Consider the following 17,393-nt stretch of genomic DNA (forward strand, 5'->3'; position numbering starts at 1 on the left):
AAACGGTTTTCAACTCGTGTGTTTGGCTAAGATTTGTGCATCTCAACACGTTTGCCGTTTCGGTAAGCCTTATGCGCGGCACAATTCAATATATCCGTTTCTTGTCAATTTTTACCACTCAAACGTTTCGCGTTCCGTCCATGTTCCGCCTCTCATGGCAAAGAGCGTTATCGATCGTACGTCGAAACTTTCGTGCAGATCGAGCGAATCGAAATACGAAAGCGCATCTTCGATCGCGCCGGGCGGTATGTCGCGGTTCGCAAGGGTGATGTGCGGTACAAAAGTTCGCGCATCTCGCTTTGCCGTTCCCGGACATTTTGCTAAAAGGGAATCGTAGACGAGAGTGCGGAGAGCCGTCCATTCGCTTGACGGTTCGACGTGCGCAAAGATCGTCTGCGAAGAAAAAGCGCCGAAACCGTTTACCGCGCAGCAAAGCGTTTGTCTTTTTGCGCCCCACGCGGATGCCGCTTCGGCGAGCGCTTCGAACAAGGTGCGTTCGGAAAATTTTTCATCGAGGTAAAACGGCGGTACAAGCGTTATATGCAGGGGAGTGCCTTGTCCGCTTTTGCAACCGAAGCGCGCTCTCATCCAAGCGCGGCACGCTTCAAGCGGAACGACGAGGTTTTCGGGAACGAGTACGCCGATAAAATGCGTTTGCCGAATCGGGGACGTAAAAGATTTTTTTTGCATAAAAAAATTATAGCACATTGCACGGCATAATAAAATGCGCTTTTGGGCGTTCCGCTAAACTGCTTCCAATCCGATTGCAATATCGGTACTATAATGCTGTGCGAGGTTTATATGCAAAAATTATTAATATTGATTTTTTCAATCGTCCTGTTGTTTTGCGCCTGTGTATCCAGCGGTAAAGCTCAGTACGGTATCGTCTTCGATCCGAATACATATGAGGAGCGTACGTTTTCGGCGCGAGAAAAATCGGTACGATACCGAGCGTACGAAAATATCGTGTACGTAAAAAATCCCGTCGATACGGATTATCAAATCATGAATATCTATATTCCTTCGGCGTATTTTTCGGGAGGGCAGGTCTCAGGCTATAATGAACGGACGGCTCCGATTTTTTTCCCGAATGCGGTCGGCGGCTATATGCCGGGAAAACCGATAACGCTCGCAGACGGTGACGGTAAAAACGTAAACGCTTCGGCGTATGCGCTGTTGCACGGATTTGTCGTCGCTTCTCCCGGTGCGCGCGGGCGCACGTCGGATGTGGGAAGAGCTCCTTCATGCATCGTCGATTTAAAAGCTGCGGTGCGCTATCTCCGGTATAACGACCGTATTATGCCGGGCGATGCCGAAAAAATCGTTTCGAACGGTACGAGTGCCGGAGGTGCGCTTTCGGCTTTGCTCGGCGCAAGCGGCAACAGCAGTGATTACGAGCCGTATCTGCGCGCGCTCGGCGCTGCCCGCGAACGGGACGACATCTTTGCCGTTTCCGCATATTGTCCGATCACCGATCTTGAACATGCGGATGCTGCATACGAGTGGGAGTTCAACGGCTGCAACAATTACCGTAAAATGGATATTACGATGCTCGACTATAAAGTGCAGCGCACCTATGTTACAGGAACGCTCACCGAAGACGAGCAAAGCGTTTCATCCGATTTGAAACGGCTCTTTCCGTTATATATTAATAATTTAAAACTTGTATCGAACGGAATACCGCTTTCGCTTGATGCCGACGGAAACGGTACATTTAAAGACGCGATCGCGCTCCTGGTCATCGATTCTGCAAACAAAGCGCTCGCTTCGGGTACCGATATGTCACAGTACGATTTTTTGACGATCGAAAACGGCAAAGTTACCGCCGTCGATTTCGACGCGTATATTGCGTACCGCGGGCGGCAAAAACTGCCTCCGGCCTTCGATGCGCTCGACGGGAGTTCCGGAGAAAACAATCTCTTCGGCAATAAGACGCTCGAGTTCCGTCACTTTACGAAGTACGGCACGGAACACGGAAAAGCAGGTATTGAGACGGCGGAAACTTCCGTTATTAAAATGATGAACCCTCTGAATTATATCGATTCGGACACTGCCGTTTCGGCAAAGCATTGGCGTATCAGGCACGGCACAAAAGACAGCGACACGGCGCTTGCCGTCCCGTTTATCCTCGCGTCAAAGCTTGAAGCCGCCGGATTTTCCGTAGACTTTACGTATCCGTGGGATAAAACGCATTCGGGCGATTACGATCTCGCAGAGCTCTTCGCGTGGATCACGGCTGCTTGCCGCTGATGTCAGGGAAAGAAGCGAGGAGCTTTTCCGTTTCGGAAAGAGAAGCCAATGCGGGGATCGCACCGTATCGCGACACGCAGAGCGTTGCGGCGGCATTTGCAAAGTGCAGATCGCATTTGAGTTCGTCTTCAGTAAACGAAAACGGATTTTTGCGCCGAGTCAGCCGATAGAGAAGGGCGCCGGTAAAAGAATCTCCTGCGCCCGTCGTATCGCGCACTTCGATATTGTATTGCGGGATCGATACGATGCCTTCGTACGCTTGCGTCTTATAGAAGACGCCGTCTTTGCCGAGCGTTACACAGACGAGCTTTGCACCTTCGTCGAGGATCTCCTGTGCGGCGATCGGCGTGTTTTCTCCGTACATGAGCGCAAGTTCGTTGTCGGCGATTTTAACAAAATCGGCATATTTAAAAAGCGAGCGCATCGTTTCGACGCCCTCTTTTTTGCCTCTCCACAGCGGCTCCCTCCAGTTCGGATCATATGAGATGAATGTGCCGCCGTTTTTTGCGCAGTCGATCGCTTTGTGCGTCGCCGAAAGAGAAGGTTCGTCAGTACACGAAAGCGAACCGATATGTAAAAACGTGCTGTCGTTTATTAATTTTTCATCGATGTCATCGGCAGACAGATTGATGTCGGCGCCGTCCGAGCGCGCAAACGAAAACGATCGCTCGCCGGAAGAAGAAAGCGACACGAAAGCGAGCGTCGTGTGCCGATCGGGATCCGTCTTCATCGCTCCCGTACAGACACCGCAGTTTTCGAGCGCCGCTTTCGCATCGCGCCCGAATGCGTCGTTTCCGATCTTTCCGATAAAAGCGGCTCGCGCGCCGAGCTTTGCGGCAGCGGCTGCGGCATTTGCCGGAGCGCCTCCCGGATTTTCTTCGAACAGCGTTCTGCCGTTTTTCGATTTGCCTGCGGGCGTAAAGTCGATAAGTATTTCACCGAGCGCCGTAACGTCGAATCGTTTCATAATTTCTCCCGTACTTGTTGTTCCGCGTTTGAATTTTTTATTGCCGCTTTATCGTAATAATCCTGCGCCGATCCCGCATAAAAGAGCGAGCAACTTTCCGGCAATAAGAATATACGCGACAAGTTTTTAGTCATGCTTCCGCTCTCGCTTTTTGATTCATTTTTATTCTATCATATTTTTTATTGTTTTTCCATCGCGTCAAATAGAGGTGCGTATTCGGCTTCTTTTTCCGCGGGGCATATGCACCAAAATTTTCCGCTTGCATACCGAATACCAAAAGCCGATTTTGTTGTATATGAGAATTTTTTCACCGGCAAGGTCTTTCAGCTGCAGCCTTTTTCTTTCGCTTGCCTAATTCAACATAGCTCCGTATGCGGGTATCTTCGGTTATCGTCGAAGCCGTTTCGGAACAGTTGGTTTTTTCAAATCTGCACCTGTATCCTATACAAAGTTAATAAAATTTGTTAGAATCCCACAACTTCATTACTGATAGGGGATGATACATTATGAAAAAAGGAAATAATCTTTTAAAGATTCTTTTGTTGTCGGGACTATTTGCATTACAAGCTAATGCCAAAACTCCTTCCAAGACGGATGCCAAAGCGGGAGCATCAAAGAAAGTTGATGCCGTGTCGGCTCCTACCGTGAGTCAGATTGATAAATGGAAAACGCTTATTAATCTGGATGATTATGTATTTAAAAATAAAAAACGGGAAAAAATAAATTACACGCCGAATTATTATAAATATATCGATCCGAACTCAAACGAAATCGTTATCAACGGCAGAGTGTATGATTACGATGCATCGAGCGGAGCGTCCAGAACCGTTGCGGACATGATAAATCACTCCCAGACATTGAAGTATGACGGCAAAAAGGGAGTGTCCAAAGAAGTGGAAACCGATCCTAAAGTTTTGGAAGCTATGGAAATAGCGAAGAAAAAGACCAAAACGGGTCAGGAAAAAATTAATGCTATGTATTGGTCGGTTCAACCTCCCAAGGGAATCATCACAGGCGATTATTATTCCGGCAAAAAAGTGTTTGACGGCGGCTATGAAGCGTATGCGGAGGTTGTGGTTAATAATAACGAGATCGTACACATAGAGCTGAATGAAAGACCGCCGGCTACATACTATGCTTCCGAATGGGCGGGAGAAACAAAGCGCCGTTCCGGTTACGGCTTTTTTCAGGCGAAAAGTCCGAGAACCGACTATACTCTGGTTACGCTTATAAACGGAATGAGTTATTTGGAATGGCAGGTTTTAAAGAATCAAAAATTGGACTTCGAATACAAAACCTTATTCGGTTCATCCAACAGTGCGAGAAACGGTTTTGTCCCCTTGCTCAAAGAGATGGCGAAAGAAGTTAAAGAAAAATCTACCGATAAAAGATATGTGGGAATCACTCAACCCTATGATTGCGGTATAAGCACAAGACTTGAAGTCATATATGAAAAAGGTCAAATAGTCGATTTACGATACGATGAAATCTTTGCCGATGATAAAGAAGCCGTAAAAAATACTGTTTTACAGGAATTTTATCGCCAAAGTAAACTTGAATCGATCGAATATAATCGTATGACAAATAAGAGTTTCAGAACGTTTGTGAATACGCTTCGTCGAGAAACTTTGCGTTCGCAATCCCTGACCGACTTCCCCGTTAATGCTTTAAAACTTGATATGCCGCATATAAAAGAAGCGTATGAAAATTACTTGTTTTTAGCGGAAAAGATAAAAGATATAAAGTAAAAATTTAAGACAGCTGCATTGTAAGCACCGACCCCAACCGGATATGTTTTTATAAACGAAAACATATCCGGGGTACTTCCGCCTTTATTTTTGCGGAATCCCCGATTCCGTTAAGCGACAGCCTTGCCCGATATTTTATTTCACTATATTATAGACGCTATGAATCTGAACGATATTCGGGCGAACGCATATAAAAACGGCGCGCGAAAGGGAGAGCGTCCCTCGGATGAGAGTGCGATGAAAGCTGCGGGGGGGCAGGTGCCGAACGAAGAAGGCAGCGCACGGGCACGGCTTTCACAATCGCCGACCGGCAGCGGATCGAACAAGCCCTTTGAAGGCGTCAATCGAAAAATTGAAAATATTTTTTCCGAAAGCAAAACCTTGTCGAAACAGGCGGCTTTGCAGAATGCGCGTAACGGAAACTTAGGCGGAAACGAAGGACTTTCCCGTGCGGCGGACACGTTGAAAAAAGGCGGCTTATTAAAAATACCGGAAAGCTCATCCGGCGACAGCGTCTACCGCCGCGTTGCAAAATTTCTTTTAATAATCGGCGTCGATGAAGCTGCAAAAGTCATGCGGCACTTGACCGAAGAGCAGACTGAAAAAATCATTCCGGAAATTGCGTCGATCAGGAGCGTCGATCCGAAAGAGGCGTCCGAAATACTTTCCGAATTCGAAGGCTTGTTAAAACAGGCGCGGCAGAGCGGAGGCGCGGATATCGCGCGGGAAATGCTCGAAAAAGCGTACGGTGCCGAAAAGGCCGAAGCGATGCTGCAAAAGGCGGTTTCGTCTGCGGACGGAAAACCCTTCGAATACCTTAATACGGCGGACGGCGAGCGCGTGTATTTTTTATTAAAAGACGAATCGCCTGCGGTACAGGCGCTCGTGCTCTCTCGCATAAAGCCTGAAAAAGCTGCCGCCGTTATCGGGAAAATGGATGCAGAGGTAAAGCGCGATGTGATTTCACGTCTTGCGAAAATGCAGCCGGTTTCTCCCGATGTGCTGGCCCGCACCGACAAAGCGATATACGAAAAATCGCTTTCGATTGCTGCGGAAAAAGCGGAATCGATCGACGGGCGGAGCGCGCTTGCCGAAATCCTCAGGCGCATGCCGCTCGCATCGGAAGACGAAATTATCGAAACGATTTCCGGAGAAGATGCCGATTTGGCAAACGACATACGGAAGCGGCTCTTTACGCTCGAAGACGTCGAAAAATCGGACGACCGTTTTATCCAGGAACTTTTGAGATCGATGAGCGAAAAAGAGGTCGCCTATCTCATCGCGGGAAAACCCGAGCCGTTTCGAAAAAAAATTTTATACAACGTTTCAAAGGGCAGAGGAGATACCGTTCTCGAAGAAGAGCAGCTTGCAAAGCCCATGTCCAAGCGCGACTGCGACGACGTAACCGGAAAATTTTTGGGTGCGATGCGGAGCGCGTATGAACAAGGTAAATTTAAAATCGACGGCCGGAACGACGGCGAATACGTGGAGTAACAGTTGAAACAATTTTATAAAGGCTTCGACCTCATATCGATTTCCGATATCCCCGACTGCGAATCGAAGGGATTGTATCTCCGCCATAAAAAGACGGGGCTCGAAATTTTTCATTTATTAAATAACGATGAAGAAAATCTCTTTGCATTTGCGTTTCGTACTCCCGTTGCCGATTCGACGGGAGCGCCGCACATACTCGAACACTCGGTTTTTTGCGGTTCGGAAAAATTTCCGGTCAAAGAACCTTTTGTCAATTTGATGAATCAGAGCGTGTACACGTTTTTAAATGCGATGACCTATCCCGATAAGACCGTGTATCCTGCGAGTTCGGCAAACGAAAAAGATTATTTTCATTTGATGGACGTATATGCCGACGCGGTATTTTTTCCCTTGTTAAAAAAAGAAACTTTTTATCAGGAAGGGCACCGCCTTGAAGAAGACGGAAAGGGCGGCTATTCGATTCAGGGCGTCGTGTACAACGAAATGAAAGGAAATTATTCGTCGTTCAATTCCGTCGCTTTCGACGAACAATTCAAGAGCCTGTTTTCCGGTACCTGCTATGCAAACGATTCCGGCGGCGACCCTCTCGTCATCCCGTCATTTACCTATGAGCGATTTAAAGATTTTCATCGCTCGTATTACAGTCCGGCGAATTGTCTTTTGTTTTTATACGGAAATATAAAGACGGAAACGCAGCTCGATTTTATGCAGCAAAGCTTTTTCGATCGCCTCGAAAAAATCTATCCGGTTCCCGATGTGCCGAAAAGTTTTCCCGCCTTCGGCGAAAACTTCCGAAAACTTGAAGAGCCGAAAGCGATGAGCGAAGAAGCGGTCGTCTATGCGGCCGGCCCCGCGTCGGATGCGAAAAAATCGAACGTAACGCTCAACTGGCGATACGGTCTTTCATCGAATATCGACGATACGATGGAAGTGATTTTTTTGCTGCAGCTTCTCGCAGGAAACGACAGCTCTCCGGTCGCAAAGGCTTTGACCGATTCGCGTTTGGGCGAACGGCTCGCCGCAGGCGGAGGCGCCGAAGCGTTTTGTCAAATGCTCTATTTCGGTTTGAGCGGCGTCGATAAAAAAGATGCCGATGCGGTAAAAAAATTAATAATTTCTACGCTTGTCGATTTGTGTGAAAACGGCATTCCGAAAAACGATATCGATGCGGCAGTCCTTGCCGTCGATTTTGCAAACCGCGAAGTCGTGCGCGTGCGGGGCGATCCCTTTTCTCTCGAACTCGCCGATCGTGCACTGAACGGCTGGAACTACGGCGCATCTCCCGCATCGACGCTCGACTACCGCTCAGCTTTCGATAGGGTCAAGCGAAAAATCGCCGCAGATAAAAACCATATCGCTTCTCTCATACGGCGCGTTTTTTTAGACAACACCGCCCGCTCTTTCATCGTCGTAACGCCTGAAGCTTCGTTTTTAAAACAACGTGCGAAAAAAGAGAGGGAGCTTATCGCGTCTCTTGCAAAAGGCGCGGACGCGGGTGAAGTGCGGCGGAACACCGAAGCGCTGCACGCCTATCAAAAGCGGAAAGAGACGGAAAAGGAGACTGCGTGCATTCCGTATATTCTTCCGTCGGATTTGAAAAAGAAAGTCGAGCCGATTGTAACGGACGTGTCGTCGTGCGCGGGCGCGGACGGAAGCGAAGTAGCGCTTTTTGTAAACCGTGAAGCGACGGGCGGTATCGTCTATATCGATGTGTGCTATCCTGCCGATGCGCTTCCCATAGGCGCATATCCGTATATTCCGGCCTTTGCCGCCTGTGCGACGAATACCGGCTGGAACGGAAAAAAATGGGACGAGTGCGCCGCCGCCGCATCCCTGTGTTCGGGCGATATGGGAGTGCGCACGCTGACAGGCGACTCGTATAAAAGCGCGTATGCGCAAAAGGCGGCCTCTTCGGTTCGCGACAAACACTATATCGGCCGCGATTGGCTTTCGTTCAGCATCAAGCTGCCCGTCGAAAAAACGGATGAAGCGCTCGCGCTTTTCGGAGAAGCGATCGCGTTTACGGAATTTTCGGATGAAAAGCGGGTCAAAACGATTTTGGACGAAATGAAAAACGATATCCGTTCGTCCGTCATTCCCTCAGGTTCGCGCTACGCAAAACTCAGAGCGTCGCGGAATCTCGGAAGGTCTTCCGCCGTCGAAGAAGCGTGGGGAGGCGTCGCGCAGGTTTTGACGATCGAAAAGATCTGCAAAGAAAATCCCGGTTCGGTCGGAAATCGTTTTTCCGATATGGCAAAATCGATTCGAAATGCAGGAGGTCTTATTCACATCACGGCCGACGAAGCGTCGCTTAAAACCGTGCTTCCGCGCATTCCCGAATTCGCACGGAAGACAGGCTTGCACGAGCTCTCGCCGCTTGTCCGCCCGGAAAACGGCGAATATTATGCGCTTGTAAAAATGGCCGGCGAGGGGGAAGACGAACGCTTTGAAACGTGTAAGCTTTCATCGCAAGTAGGCTATGCGGCGCAGTCGGTATATCTCGGCGGGCTGACGATGCGGGAAAAAGCGGCTCTTACGGTGCTCTGTCACTGGATGCGCGGCAATATCCTTTGGGAGCGCATACGGACGACAGGCGGCGCATACGGTGCATCGGCGCTCTTTGATATTTCAACTGAAATCTTTTCGATGACCACCTACCGCGATCCCTCTCCTCTTGAGTCGATAAAAACGTTTAAAAGCTGCCTCGATGACGTGTGCGCCATGCGTTTCAGCGATACCGATGTTTCCCGCGCGGTGACGGGAACTTACGGAGACGTGACGAAGCCTCAGTCGCCTCAATCGCGCGGTGCGCGCGGGTTTTTGCGAAAGCTTTATGCGATGACTCATGAAGAATGGAGCGAATATATAGCGGCGATCCTTTCGGTCGATGCCGCTTCTTTGCATGCGGCAGCCGAAAACGCCCGCGCGATCGCAGGCGGGAATACTGCGGTAATCTGCGATAAATCGGTAAAAGGCACTGGCTTTATTATCGATTTGTCGCTATAATACTCAAAAACGAGGTGTCGTCTATGATGGACAAAAAAACAAAAGAATGTATACGGATGCTGCGCAGTCTCGTCTCCGACGTGCAGGGCGCGCCGTACCCGGGTGAAGATATAAAGTCGGAACTGTATACGATATGGTACGAACACGCGCAGCGCGCCGCCGTCGAATGCTTTGAATTTCTCGACGCCAATTTTCCGCGCGATAAAAAAGCGATTACCAAGAGCATCGAAAAAATTCTCGGATGATATGAGGCCCGGAGATTTGTGATGACAGCTCCGAAAAAAATTGTTAATTGCAGCAGATGGAAGCCGCACTCCGCGCTGAAAAAAAACGGTGTCGTGTGGGCACGCTATGTCTTTACCGGTATCGATGCGCTCTCCGGCGCGGAGCAGTTGTTCTTCGTCGAATGGGAAATGCTCAACCCGGGTCTTTCACCGAATGAAAGCGTGCTCGGCTTTAAACCGCGTACGGCAATCTCCGAAGACGATCTGCAGTATGCGCTTGCGGGAACGGAAGCTGCATTCAATTTGCGCTCCGAATCTATATTAACGCCGTCGTACGTCGCCGTGCGTGCGGGAACTTTCGGCGTAAAACCGAAACAGATTTGCAGCTACTATGCGCTCAACGATACTGCCGGCGGGTTCAGACTTTCTCCTGTTACCGTCGGAAACTGTTCGTTCGACGACGGAAAAATTTCAGGCGCACTTTCGTGTACGTTAAAAGAGCATACCGCGCATCCAGAATACTTTTGCGATGAAGGCGAGATTTCGTGGAATCTGCGCTTCGAAATCCAAAAGCAGTTTTCCGCAGGCTATAAAAAAAGTTCGGATCGATGGATTCCCGCAGGAGCGCGAACGGCGTTTTCGGGAAGCATTACGCTCGACGGGCGCGAGTTCAGCGTGCTTCCGAAAAAATCATACGGCTATATCGACACTCATTTTCTCCGTATGTTTCCGGCTCCTTATTTTCATATTTCGTCATCCCATTTGACGAGCCGCATCAGCGGAAAGGCGCTGTTCAATTCGAGTTTTACGGTGCAGGGAATATTTGAAAACAACCTCTCCCTTGCGCTCGAACTCGAAGATACGGACATCGCGCTTGAAGCGAAAAAAAGAGGTGCGTCGGAAAAAATTTTATGGGATTGTACCGAAATGCCCGCCGACGAAGAGGGTGAGCGGCTGCACTGGTCGGTAAGCGCCGATATGAAAAAATGGGTCATCGACATCGATATCGTGTGTCACACATCGAAACTCTTTGTGCGCAATATCGAACTTCCCGAAGGAAACCGAAAAGTGCTCAAACTGCTTGCGGGCGGAAGCGGAACGGGAGAAATCAAATTGTACCGCCGCATCGGCAAAAGCCTTGAAATAATCGAAGACGCGCACGCCGCTTTCGCGCTCTGCGAATTCGGTCAGGCGGAAGAAGGGGAAATCTGAGCCTTGCCGTCTTCTATTACAAAACTGATGGGGCTGATAAGTATGTCAGCATTGCAATAAAACCGCTGGTTTTTTCAGTAAATCATGCTATAATAAACATGATTTATTGAAAATGGAGGTCTTTATGGTCTCGACTGCATTGAAAGAAAAAGCGATGGATTATTTTACGCTTCTTGATGATGAAAAGGCTCAAATGGTCATTTCATATATGGAATCGTTTGATTATCCGGCAAAAACAAAAAAGAAATCTTTGGCGGACTTAAAAGGTAAAATTCAATTTTCAGATGATTATGACTACAAAGCCATGCGGAGTGTATAATGATTCTTGTGGACACTTCGGTTTTTATAAATTATTTCAAAGGAAGAGAAACTAAAGGAATAAAATTTCTCGATAATTTGATACAAAGAGAAGAGCCTTTCTGTATTAATGAGTTTATTTATCAGGAAATTTTGCAAGGTTCAAAAGATGAAAAAGAATTTTTAACCTTAAAATCTTATTTGAAATATATCCCCTTGTATTCGCTTAAACTTGGCGTACAATCATTTGAAAATGCCGCTCAATTGAATTTTAGATGCCGAAGAAAAGGCATTACAATCCGCAGTACAATAGATTTGCTTATTGCAGAAACTGCGATTGAGAATAACATTGCTCTTTTGCATGATGATGAAGATTACGTAAATATGTCGAAAGTCATTACCGAACTTAAACTCGCTGTATAATAACTAACACGAAGTTCAATGCTTACACCGCAGTCAAGCTGCAGTCCGATTCCGATTACGGTTTGCCGCGGCACTTGCAACGAACGCGAAGCGCGAAGTTCCCCGCACAAACGGCAGGACTGTTGCTGCCGGGAGTGTCGCCGATTTTTTATGTGCACTCTATTTTTTAGGGAATACAATTTCCTATATCGTTGTCATAGATAAATTCTTGCTTTATTCGCAATTCGTGAGTATGTTTAAAGCATGGATTACGAACACTTTACACTTAAAACGCAGGACGCGCTGCAGCAGGCGAGCGCTCTTGCTCAGCAAAACGATCACAGTGAAATAGGACTCGAACATATACTCGACGCGCTTTTAAAGCAAAAAGACGGTATCGTCCCGCCCCTTGTCGAGCGTATCGGCGTACCTGTCGAAACGCTGCTTCGAGAAAACGACGCATTGCTCGCTTCTTATCCGACGGTGAGAGGCAACGTGCAGATGTCGCTTTCATCCGAAGCGCAAAAAACGCTTGCAAAAGCCGAAAAAGCGATGGCGGATATGCACGACGAATACCTTTCGACCGAGCATATCTTCCTTGCGATGAGCGAATCGGACGGGCGCACGGGCGATATGCTACGAAGGTACGGCATCGACCGTAAAGCGGTTTTGGAAGCTCTGAAAGCGGTACGGGGCAATCAGCAGGTGACCGGCAACGATCCCGAATCTTCGATGCGCTCGCTCGAAAAATATTGTCGCGATTTGACTTCCCTTGCGCGTCAGGATAAAATCGATCCGGTCATCGGGCGTGACGAAGAGATAAGGCGCGTCATGCAGGTACTCTGCCGCCGCACGAAAAACAATCCCGTGCTTATCGGAGAGCCGGGCGTCGGAAAAACCGCCATCGTCGAAGGACTTGCACGTCGTATCGCATCGGGTGACGTTCCCGAAAGCTTGAAAAACAAGCGCCTCCTCGCCCTCGACTTGGGTTCCCTCGTTGCAGGCGCGAAATTCCGCGGAGAATTCGAAGAGCGGCTCAAAGCCGTCATCACGGAAGTGCAAAAAAGTCAAGGACAGATCGTGCTCTTTATCGATGAGCTGCACACGATCGTCGGTGCAGGCGCGTCCGAAGGTTCTATGGACGCTTCGAATTTATTAAAACCGGTGCTCGCTCGCGGAGAGCTTCGGGCGATCGGAGCGACGACGCTCGACGAATATCGGAAATACATCGAAAAAGATGCGGCGCTTGAACGGCGCTTTCAGCCGGTTTATTGCTCGGAACCGTCGGTCGAAGATACGATCGCGATCCTTCGCGGCCTGCGCGAAAAATACGAAATTCACCACGGCGTGCGGATCGACGACGAAGCGCTTGTCGCGGCGGCAGTCCTCAGCAACCGCTATATCACGAATCGATTTATGCCCGATAAAGCGATTGACCTCGTCGACGAAGCGATGAGCCGGCTCAAAATGGAAATCGAAAGCCAGCCGACCGAGCTCGATCAAATCGAACGGAAGATCATGCAGCTGTCCATCGAAAAGCAGTCGCTCGCAAAAGAAGACGACGAAGCGTCGAAAGAGCGGCTCGCAAAACTCGAAAAAGAACTCGCCGATCTTTCGGCGAAGCGCGATGCGATGAAGCTGCAGTGGCAAAATGAAAAAGCCGATATCAACAAGAGCCGCGATATCAAAGAAAAACTCGAACAGGCGCGCTTCAATGAAGAAAAATATACGCGCGAAGGAGACCTTGCGAAAGCCGCCGAATTGAAGTACAGCATTATCCCCGATCTGCAAAAAAAGCTTTCCGCCGCGGTGGCAGCCGGAAGCAAAAACGACGGCGGCCGCGAATCTCTTTTGCGGCAGGAAGTAACTGAAGAAGATATCGCGCGCGTCGTCAGCGAATGGACGGGGATTCCCGTCACGAAGATGCTGTCGAGCGAAAAGCAAAAATATTTGCAGCTCGAATCCGTGCTGCACAAGCGCGTTATCGGACAAAACGATGTGGTGCAAGTCGTCTCGGACGCGATCCGCAGAAACCGCTCCGGCTTGAGCGATCCGAATCGTCCGCTCGGAAGCTTTTTGTTTATCGGTCCGACCGGTGTCGGTAAAACCGAACTTGCAAAAACGCTTGCGGACTTTTTGTTCAACGATGAAAAATCGCTTACGCGAATCGATATGAGCGAATATATGGAAAAGTTTTCCGTTTCGCGTCTGATCGGCGCTCCTCCGGGATATGTCGGCTACGATGAAGGCGGACAGCTTACCGAAGCGGTGCGCCGCCGTCCGTACAGCGTCGTGCTTTTCGACGAAATCGAAAAAGCGCATCCCGACGTATTCAACGTGCTGCTCCAAGTGCTCGACGACGGACGTTTGACCGACGGACAGGGACGCCTCGTCGATTTTAAAAATACGATTATCATCATGACGAGCAATCTCGGAAGCGATGTGATCCTCGACGCCGACACGCCGGAGAAAATGCACGATGCACGAATAAAAGTGAGCGAGATGCTTAAATCGACGTTCCGCCCCGAATTTTTAAACCGCATCGACGAAATCGTCATGTTCGGCCGCCTCGATCAAAGCTGTATTTCGGGCATCGTCAAAAACCAGCTCGAACGCGTATCGCACAGGCTCGACGACAGACGAATTAAAATCACGTTCGACGACAAAGCCGTCGCCTTTCTCGCCGACAAGGGCTACGATCCCGCGTTCGGTGCGCGGCCGGTAAAGCGAGCGATTCAAACCTACGTGGAAAATCCGCTTGCAAAAGAGCTGCTTGAGGGAAAATTTTCGGATGGGGCTGCGATCAAAGTAACGGCGAAACCGGGGGCGGACGGACTTTCGTTTGAGTGACGGAAGCGTGCGGCGGACTACGCCGCAGCAGACGAGCTTTCGGTTGAGTGAGTTTTCCGCTGTGCGAGAATGCACAGCAGGCGAACTCGCGCTTGAATGAGGTGAGGGGCGAATGAGGTGCTGCAGGGGGCGTGAGTATGTGCAACGAGACAATAAGATGTGCGACGACCCCTGCTCTTGCATATAGTGTGTGCTGAGCGCGGGGGGCTCTATTTTCGAGCCGTTGCTTTTTCATCGGTATTTGAGCGCGAGGGGAATTTTTCCTTAAAACTTCAATTTTTTGACGGTCTGTCGAAAACGTAACCGACTTTTGAGATTGTCCCCCCGCTTTGATCATCGTTTTTCTCAACGTTATATTCGGTATGCTTTTTTGTTGATACTTTTTTCGATTCGTTTTCCGATTCGGAATTTTTTCCGCTGACGGTTAAAATTAAATTAATAATCGGTTCACGTGTGCGAATGGGAAGCTTTTCGAGAGAATCGATGATGCTTTCGTATTTGCGGTAGAGGGCGATATCATTTTTGCGGAATGATTTTTTTAATTTTAAAACGCTACATTCGCTTTCATGCCGTGCCGTATCGCACATAAGAGACTCGATCGACTTATTCAATGCCGAAGCGATTTTAGATGCCGTTTCGACTGACGGCTGCCGTTCTGTGTTTTTTCCGTTTGTAATCGTCGAATACGGTACGTCCGCAAGAGACGCAAGCATCTTTAAAGTGATCCTGCGATAATCGATTATGCTGCGGACGTTTTTCCAAAATACGTGCATAGGAAAACTATATCACAAAATGCGGCTTCGGTGAATTGAATTCGTTTTCACTTTTTATACCGCATGTTCGATAAATACGCTTAATTGCGAATACTTGATATTTGGAAAAAATTAGTGTTATACTTAAAGTACAGGAAGATGAATATATAATTGAATGCACATGTGCATCAAAGCTGTATCCGTTGTGTGATGGGATACTAAAGATTTAAAAAGTTTATTTGGCAAATGATGTATAAGATTGAAGTATTATTTTTGATAAAAATATTGCGCTGTATTGGAAATCCATTATGGAATATTACTGTATAATGATTTTTACAGGAGAAGAAAAAGAATTCAAGGAAAAAGCAACTGCGATATTAAAAGAGAAATATCCTTCTGTACATTTTTATTATTTTCAAAGAAAAATGTATACCGAAAAACGCGGTTGGTTTTTGGGAACTCTTTTTTCGGGATATCTGTTTTTTCAAATTGAAAAATTGACGGCAGATTTTTTTAGCGAACTCCGTGCGATAAAAGGTTTTTGCAGAATTTTGCGGGATAATCAAAATCCGACCAAAATAGCAGGAGCGGCATTAGAAGAATTGAAATTCCTGATACATAACGGCGAAGTCTTAGGAGTTTCAAAAGTACAGTTCCTTCCCAATCAAAAAATAAAAGCAATAGCAGGACCCTTTGTAGGATATGAAGGCAATATTGTCAAAGTCAATAAAAAGCAAAAACGAATTACAGTCCGTTCTTCACTCGCAAATAACAGCCTGACATTTGATTTAAAATATGAAGAGGTGGAGTAGTTTTTTTCAAATTCCGATAAATTGACGATAAGCATAAACCGTGCTATGATACTCGCAATTCAATTGCAAACTGTTTACGAAGGGAGCTTGTCCCATAAATAAGCGCAATGTCTATACGTCTCGGTAAATGTACGGACAAAACTACGCCGGTATATGGAGATATCGTTTATGTCGACGGTTTTTGCCGGAAGAGGGGGAAGTGTAGATATTGTAAAATGTCTGGTGAGTGAAACAGCTGCCACGATGAAAATCCCTTGCAGTATTTATCGCTCTGCGTATCTCTTGCGATTTTTTTTAATCGAGGTCTCCCAATTCAAAGATAGCAATTGCCCGAGCTTTGTGGTATACTTGTATATGTCTGTAATTCCTTTGTGATATTGTTTTATGTGCGAACTAAACTATAGCACGAATTACAGACTTTAAAAAGTATTTACTTTATCTTCGACAGATGTTAAGAAAGAATAAGTATCTATGGGAGTGTACGCTATGTATTATTAGATAAAAACATTGAAAATCTAGACCGCATATTTGACCAAAATAAACGCGAAGGTTATTTGCGTTTGGACTTAAACGAAAACCCTGAAGGGCTTCCAAAGGGATTTATTAGTGAAGTTTTACAAAATGCTACTCCAGAATTCGTAGCACAGTATCCAGAAACATTGGATTTTACACAATTACTTGCAGATTACATAGGAACGGATATTGAACATATTTGCCTTACAAATGGCTCTTCTGAAGGAATTAGGCATATTATTGAAGCGTATTCTTCATCTAATGGCAGAATAGTTGGCGTTTCACCGACTTATGCGATGTTTGAGGTATATCCAAAAATGTACGGAAGAAAATTCGTTCCGGTGCATTATACGGAAGATTTACAGATGCCTATAGAAAATATAATAAAAGAACTTACTTCGGATACACAACTTTTAATTCTTTTAAATCCCAATAATCCTATTGGTAATACAGTGGTATATTTCCCATCCAGTTCTGGTGTTAGTTCAACAAATTTGAAGCAAAGGATTTATGAACGATATAAAAAATTGCAGGATGAAGCAAATAATCATTTTCCCAATGTTCTCGTTATCGAGGGTAAAGATTAAAAATGAGAACTAAGAATGCTATTATTAGTTCAAGCTTCGGGATATTAAATGTTTTGCTTAAAATGTTTGTTGCATTTTTTGTTCGTAAGATTCTTTTACAACATTTTAGTGCGGAATATTTAGGAATTTATTATATTTTTAATAGCATTTTTGGTATTTTAATAGCACTTGATTGCGGTATATCTAGCAGTGTTTTTTTTAAAATTTATAAACCAATTGAAAATGCTGATGAAAAAGGAACAGCTTCTGTTTTTTCTTTAGTCAGATTGATTTATACAA

Annotated in this window: 15 protein-coding genes; 12 read left to right on the top strand and 3 right to left on the bottom strand. The window is 47.0% G+C overall.

Annotated elements, in window-relative coordinates; all coding sequences use genetic code 11:
* Nucleotides 1–111: 111 nt before the first annotated feature.
* On the bottom strand, nt 112–690 hold the full coding sequence (locus H9I36_RS01765) for a 2'-5' RNA ligase family protein (protein ID WP_187383663.1): 579 nt from the start codon (nt 688–690) through the stop codon (nt 112–114).
* 111 nt (nt 691–801) lie between these two features.
* Here H9I36_RS01765 and H9I36_RS01770 point away from each other — a divergent pair, with 111 nt between their 5' ends.
* Nucleotides 802–2,250, top strand: a complete 1,449-nt coding sequence (locus H9I36_RS01770) for a subtype B tannase (protein WP_187383664.1) — start codon at nt 802–804, stop codon at nt 2,248–2,250.
* On the opposite strand, the gene H9I36_RS01775 is transcribed toward H9I36_RS01770, so the two are convergent.
* Nucleotides 2,231–3,217: a carbohydrate kinase family protein gene (locus H9I36_RS01775; protein WP_187383665.1), complete on the bottom strand. Its 987-nt coding sequence runs from the start codon at nt 3,215–3,217 to the stop codon at nt 2,231–2,233. The genes H9I36_RS01770 and H9I36_RS01775 overlap by 20 nt on opposite strands.
* A gap of 506 nt (nt 3,218–3,723) precedes the next feature.
* Here H9I36_RS01775 and H9I36_RS01780 point away from each other — a divergent pair.
* The 8 genes from H9I36_RS01780 (at nt 3,724) to clpB (ending at nt 14,450) form a co-directional block, all read left to right on the top strand.
* Nucleotides 3,724–4,965 carry a hypothetical protein gene (locus H9I36_RS01780; protein ID WP_187383666.1) on the top strand — a complete coding sequence of 414 codons (1,242 nt, stop codon included), beginning with the start codon at nt 3,724–3,726 and terminating at the stop codon, nt 4,963–4,965.
* Nucleotides 4,966–5,124: 159 nt separating this feature from the next.
* Nucleotides 5,125–6,459 carry a flagellar motor switch protein FliG gene (locus H9I36_RS01785; protein WP_187383667.1) on the top strand — a complete coding sequence of 445 codons (1,335 nt, stop codon included), beginning with the start codon at nt 5,125–5,127 and terminating at the stop codon, nt 6,457–6,459.
* A 3-nt stretch (nt 6,460–6,462) separates the two neighbouring features.
* Nucleotides 6,463–9,465, top strand: a complete 3,003-nt coding sequence (locus H9I36_RS01790; protein WP_187383668.1) for an insulinase family protein — start codon at nt 6,463–6,465, stop codon at nt 9,463–9,465.
* Between the two features lie 23 nt (nt 9,466–9,488).
* Nucleotides 9,489–9,710, top strand: coding sequence for a hypothetical protein (locus tag H9I36_RS01795; RefSeq protein ID WP_187383669.1), 222 nt, complete (start codon nt 9,489–9,491; stop codon nt 9,708–9,710).
* A 21-nt stretch (nt 9,711–9,731) separates the two neighbouring features.
* Nucleotides 9,732–10,901 (top strand): hypothetical protein, encoded by a 1,170-nt coding sequence (locus tag H9I36_RS01800; RefSeq protein ID WP_187383670.1) that lies wholly within the window; start codon nt 9,732–9,734, stop codon nt 10,899–10,901.
* 124 nt (nt 10,902–11,025) lie between these two features.
* Nucleotides 11,026–11,220: a hypothetical protein gene (locus tag H9I36_RS01805; RefSeq protein ID WP_021330827.1), complete on the top strand. Its 195-nt coding sequence runs from the start codon at nt 11,026–11,028 to the stop codon at nt 11,218–11,220.
* Nucleotides 11,220–11,621: a type II toxin-antitoxin system VapC family toxin gene (vapC, locus tag H9I36_RS01810; RefSeq protein WP_187383671.1), complete on the top strand. Its 402-nt coding sequence runs from the start codon at nt 11,220–11,222 to the stop codon at nt 11,619–11,621. Before H9I36_RS01805 ends, vapC begins: the two co-directional genes overlap by 1 nt.
* Nucleotides 11,622–11,864: 243 nt before the next feature.
* Nucleotides 11,865–14,450 (top strand): ATP-dependent chaperone ClpB, encoded by a 2,586-nt coding sequence (gene clpB, locus H9I36_RS01815; protein WP_187383672.1) that lies wholly within the window; start codon nt 11,865–11,867, stop codon nt 14,448–14,450.
* A 272-nt stretch (nt 14,451–14,722) separates the two neighbouring features.
* On the opposite strand, the gene H9I36_RS01820 is transcribed toward clpB, so the two are convergent.
* The gene (locus tag H9I36_RS01820) at nt 14,723–15,223 is read right to left on the bottom strand and encodes a helix-turn-helix domain-containing protein (RefSeq protein WP_187383673.1); all 501 of its coding nucleotides are present in this window, start codon (nt 15,221–15,223) and stop codon (nt 14,723–14,725) included.
* A gap of 287 nt (nt 15,224–15,510) precedes the next feature.
* Between H9I36_RS01820 and H9I36_RS01825 the strand changes: the two genes are divergently transcribed.
* The 3 genes from H9I36_RS01825 to H9I36_RS01835 form a co-directional block, all read left to right on the top strand.
* Entirely contained in the window at nt 15,511–16,014 is a 504-nt protein-coding gene (locus H9I36_RS01825; protein WP_187383674.1) for a transcription termination/antitermination NusG family protein, read from the top strand.
* Between the two features lie 560 nt (nt 16,015–16,574).
* A complete protein-coding gene (locus H9I36_RS01830) occupies nt 16,575–17,114 on the top strand; it encodes an aminotransferase class I/II-fold pyridoxal phosphate-dependent enzyme (protein WP_222864620.1) in 540 nt (179 codons plus the stop codon).
* A gap of 2 nt (nt 17,115–17,116) precedes the next feature.
* Nucleotides 17,117–17,393: hypothetical protein (locus H9I36_RS01835; protein ID WP_187383675.1), on the top strand; the 277-nt coding region annotated here is incomplete at its 3' end.

This window comes from Treponema sp. Marseille-Q4130 (assembly GCF_014334325.1).
In the GTDB taxonomy this organism is placed as follows: domain Bacteria; phylum Spirochaetota; class Spirochaetia; order Treponematales; family Treponemataceae; genus Treponema_D.

Excerpts from the sequence above, each read along its gene's own strand:
- clpB (WP_187383672.1), top strand. The coding sequence starts at position 11,865 with ATGGATTACGAACACTTTACACTTAAAACGCAGGACGCGCTGCAGCAG.
- H9I36_RS01820 (WP_187383673.1), bottom strand. The coding sequence starts at position 15,223 with ATGCACGTATTTTGGAAAAACGTCCGCAGCATAATCGATTATCGCAGG.
- H9I36_RS01805 (WP_021330827.1), top strand. The coding sequence starts at position 11,026 with ATGGTCTCGACTGCATTGAAAGAAAAAGCGATGGATTATTTTACGCTT.
- H9I36_RS01795 (WP_187383669.1), top strand. The coding sequence starts at position 9,489 with ATGATGGACAAAAAAACAAAAGAATGTATACGGATGCTGCGCAGTCTC.
- vapC (WP_187383671.1), top strand. The coding sequence starts at position 11,220 with ATGATTCTTGTGGACACTTCGGTTTTTATAAATTATTTCAAAGGAAGA.
- H9I36_RS01800 (WP_187383670.1), top strand. The coding sequence starts at position 9,732 with ATGACAGCTCCGAAAAAAATTGTTAATTGCAGCAGATGGAAGCCGCAC.
- H9I36_RS01770 (WP_187383664.1), top strand. The coding sequence starts at position 802 with ATGCAAAAATTATTAATATTGATTTTTTCAATCGTCCTGTTGTTTTGC.
- H9I36_RS01785 (WP_187383667.1), top strand. The coding sequence starts at position 5,125 with ATGAATCTGAACGATATTCGGGCGAACGCATATAAAAACGGCGCGCGA.
- H9I36_RS01775 (WP_187383665.1), bottom strand. The coding sequence starts at position 3,217 with ATGAAACGATTCGACGTTACGGCGCTCGGTGAAATACTTATCGACTTT.
- H9I36_RS01780 (WP_187383666.1), top strand. The coding sequence starts at position 3,724 with ATGAAAAAAGGAAATAATCTTTTAAAGATTCTTTTGTTGTCGGGACTA.
- H9I36_RS01825 (WP_187383674.1), top strand. The coding sequence starts at position 15,511 with ATGGAATATTACTGTATAATGATTTTTACAGGAGAAGAAAAAGAATTC.
- H9I36_RS01765 (WP_187383663.1), bottom strand. The coding sequence starts at position 690 with ATGCAAAAAAAATCTTTTACGTCCCCGATTCGGCAAACGCATTTTATC.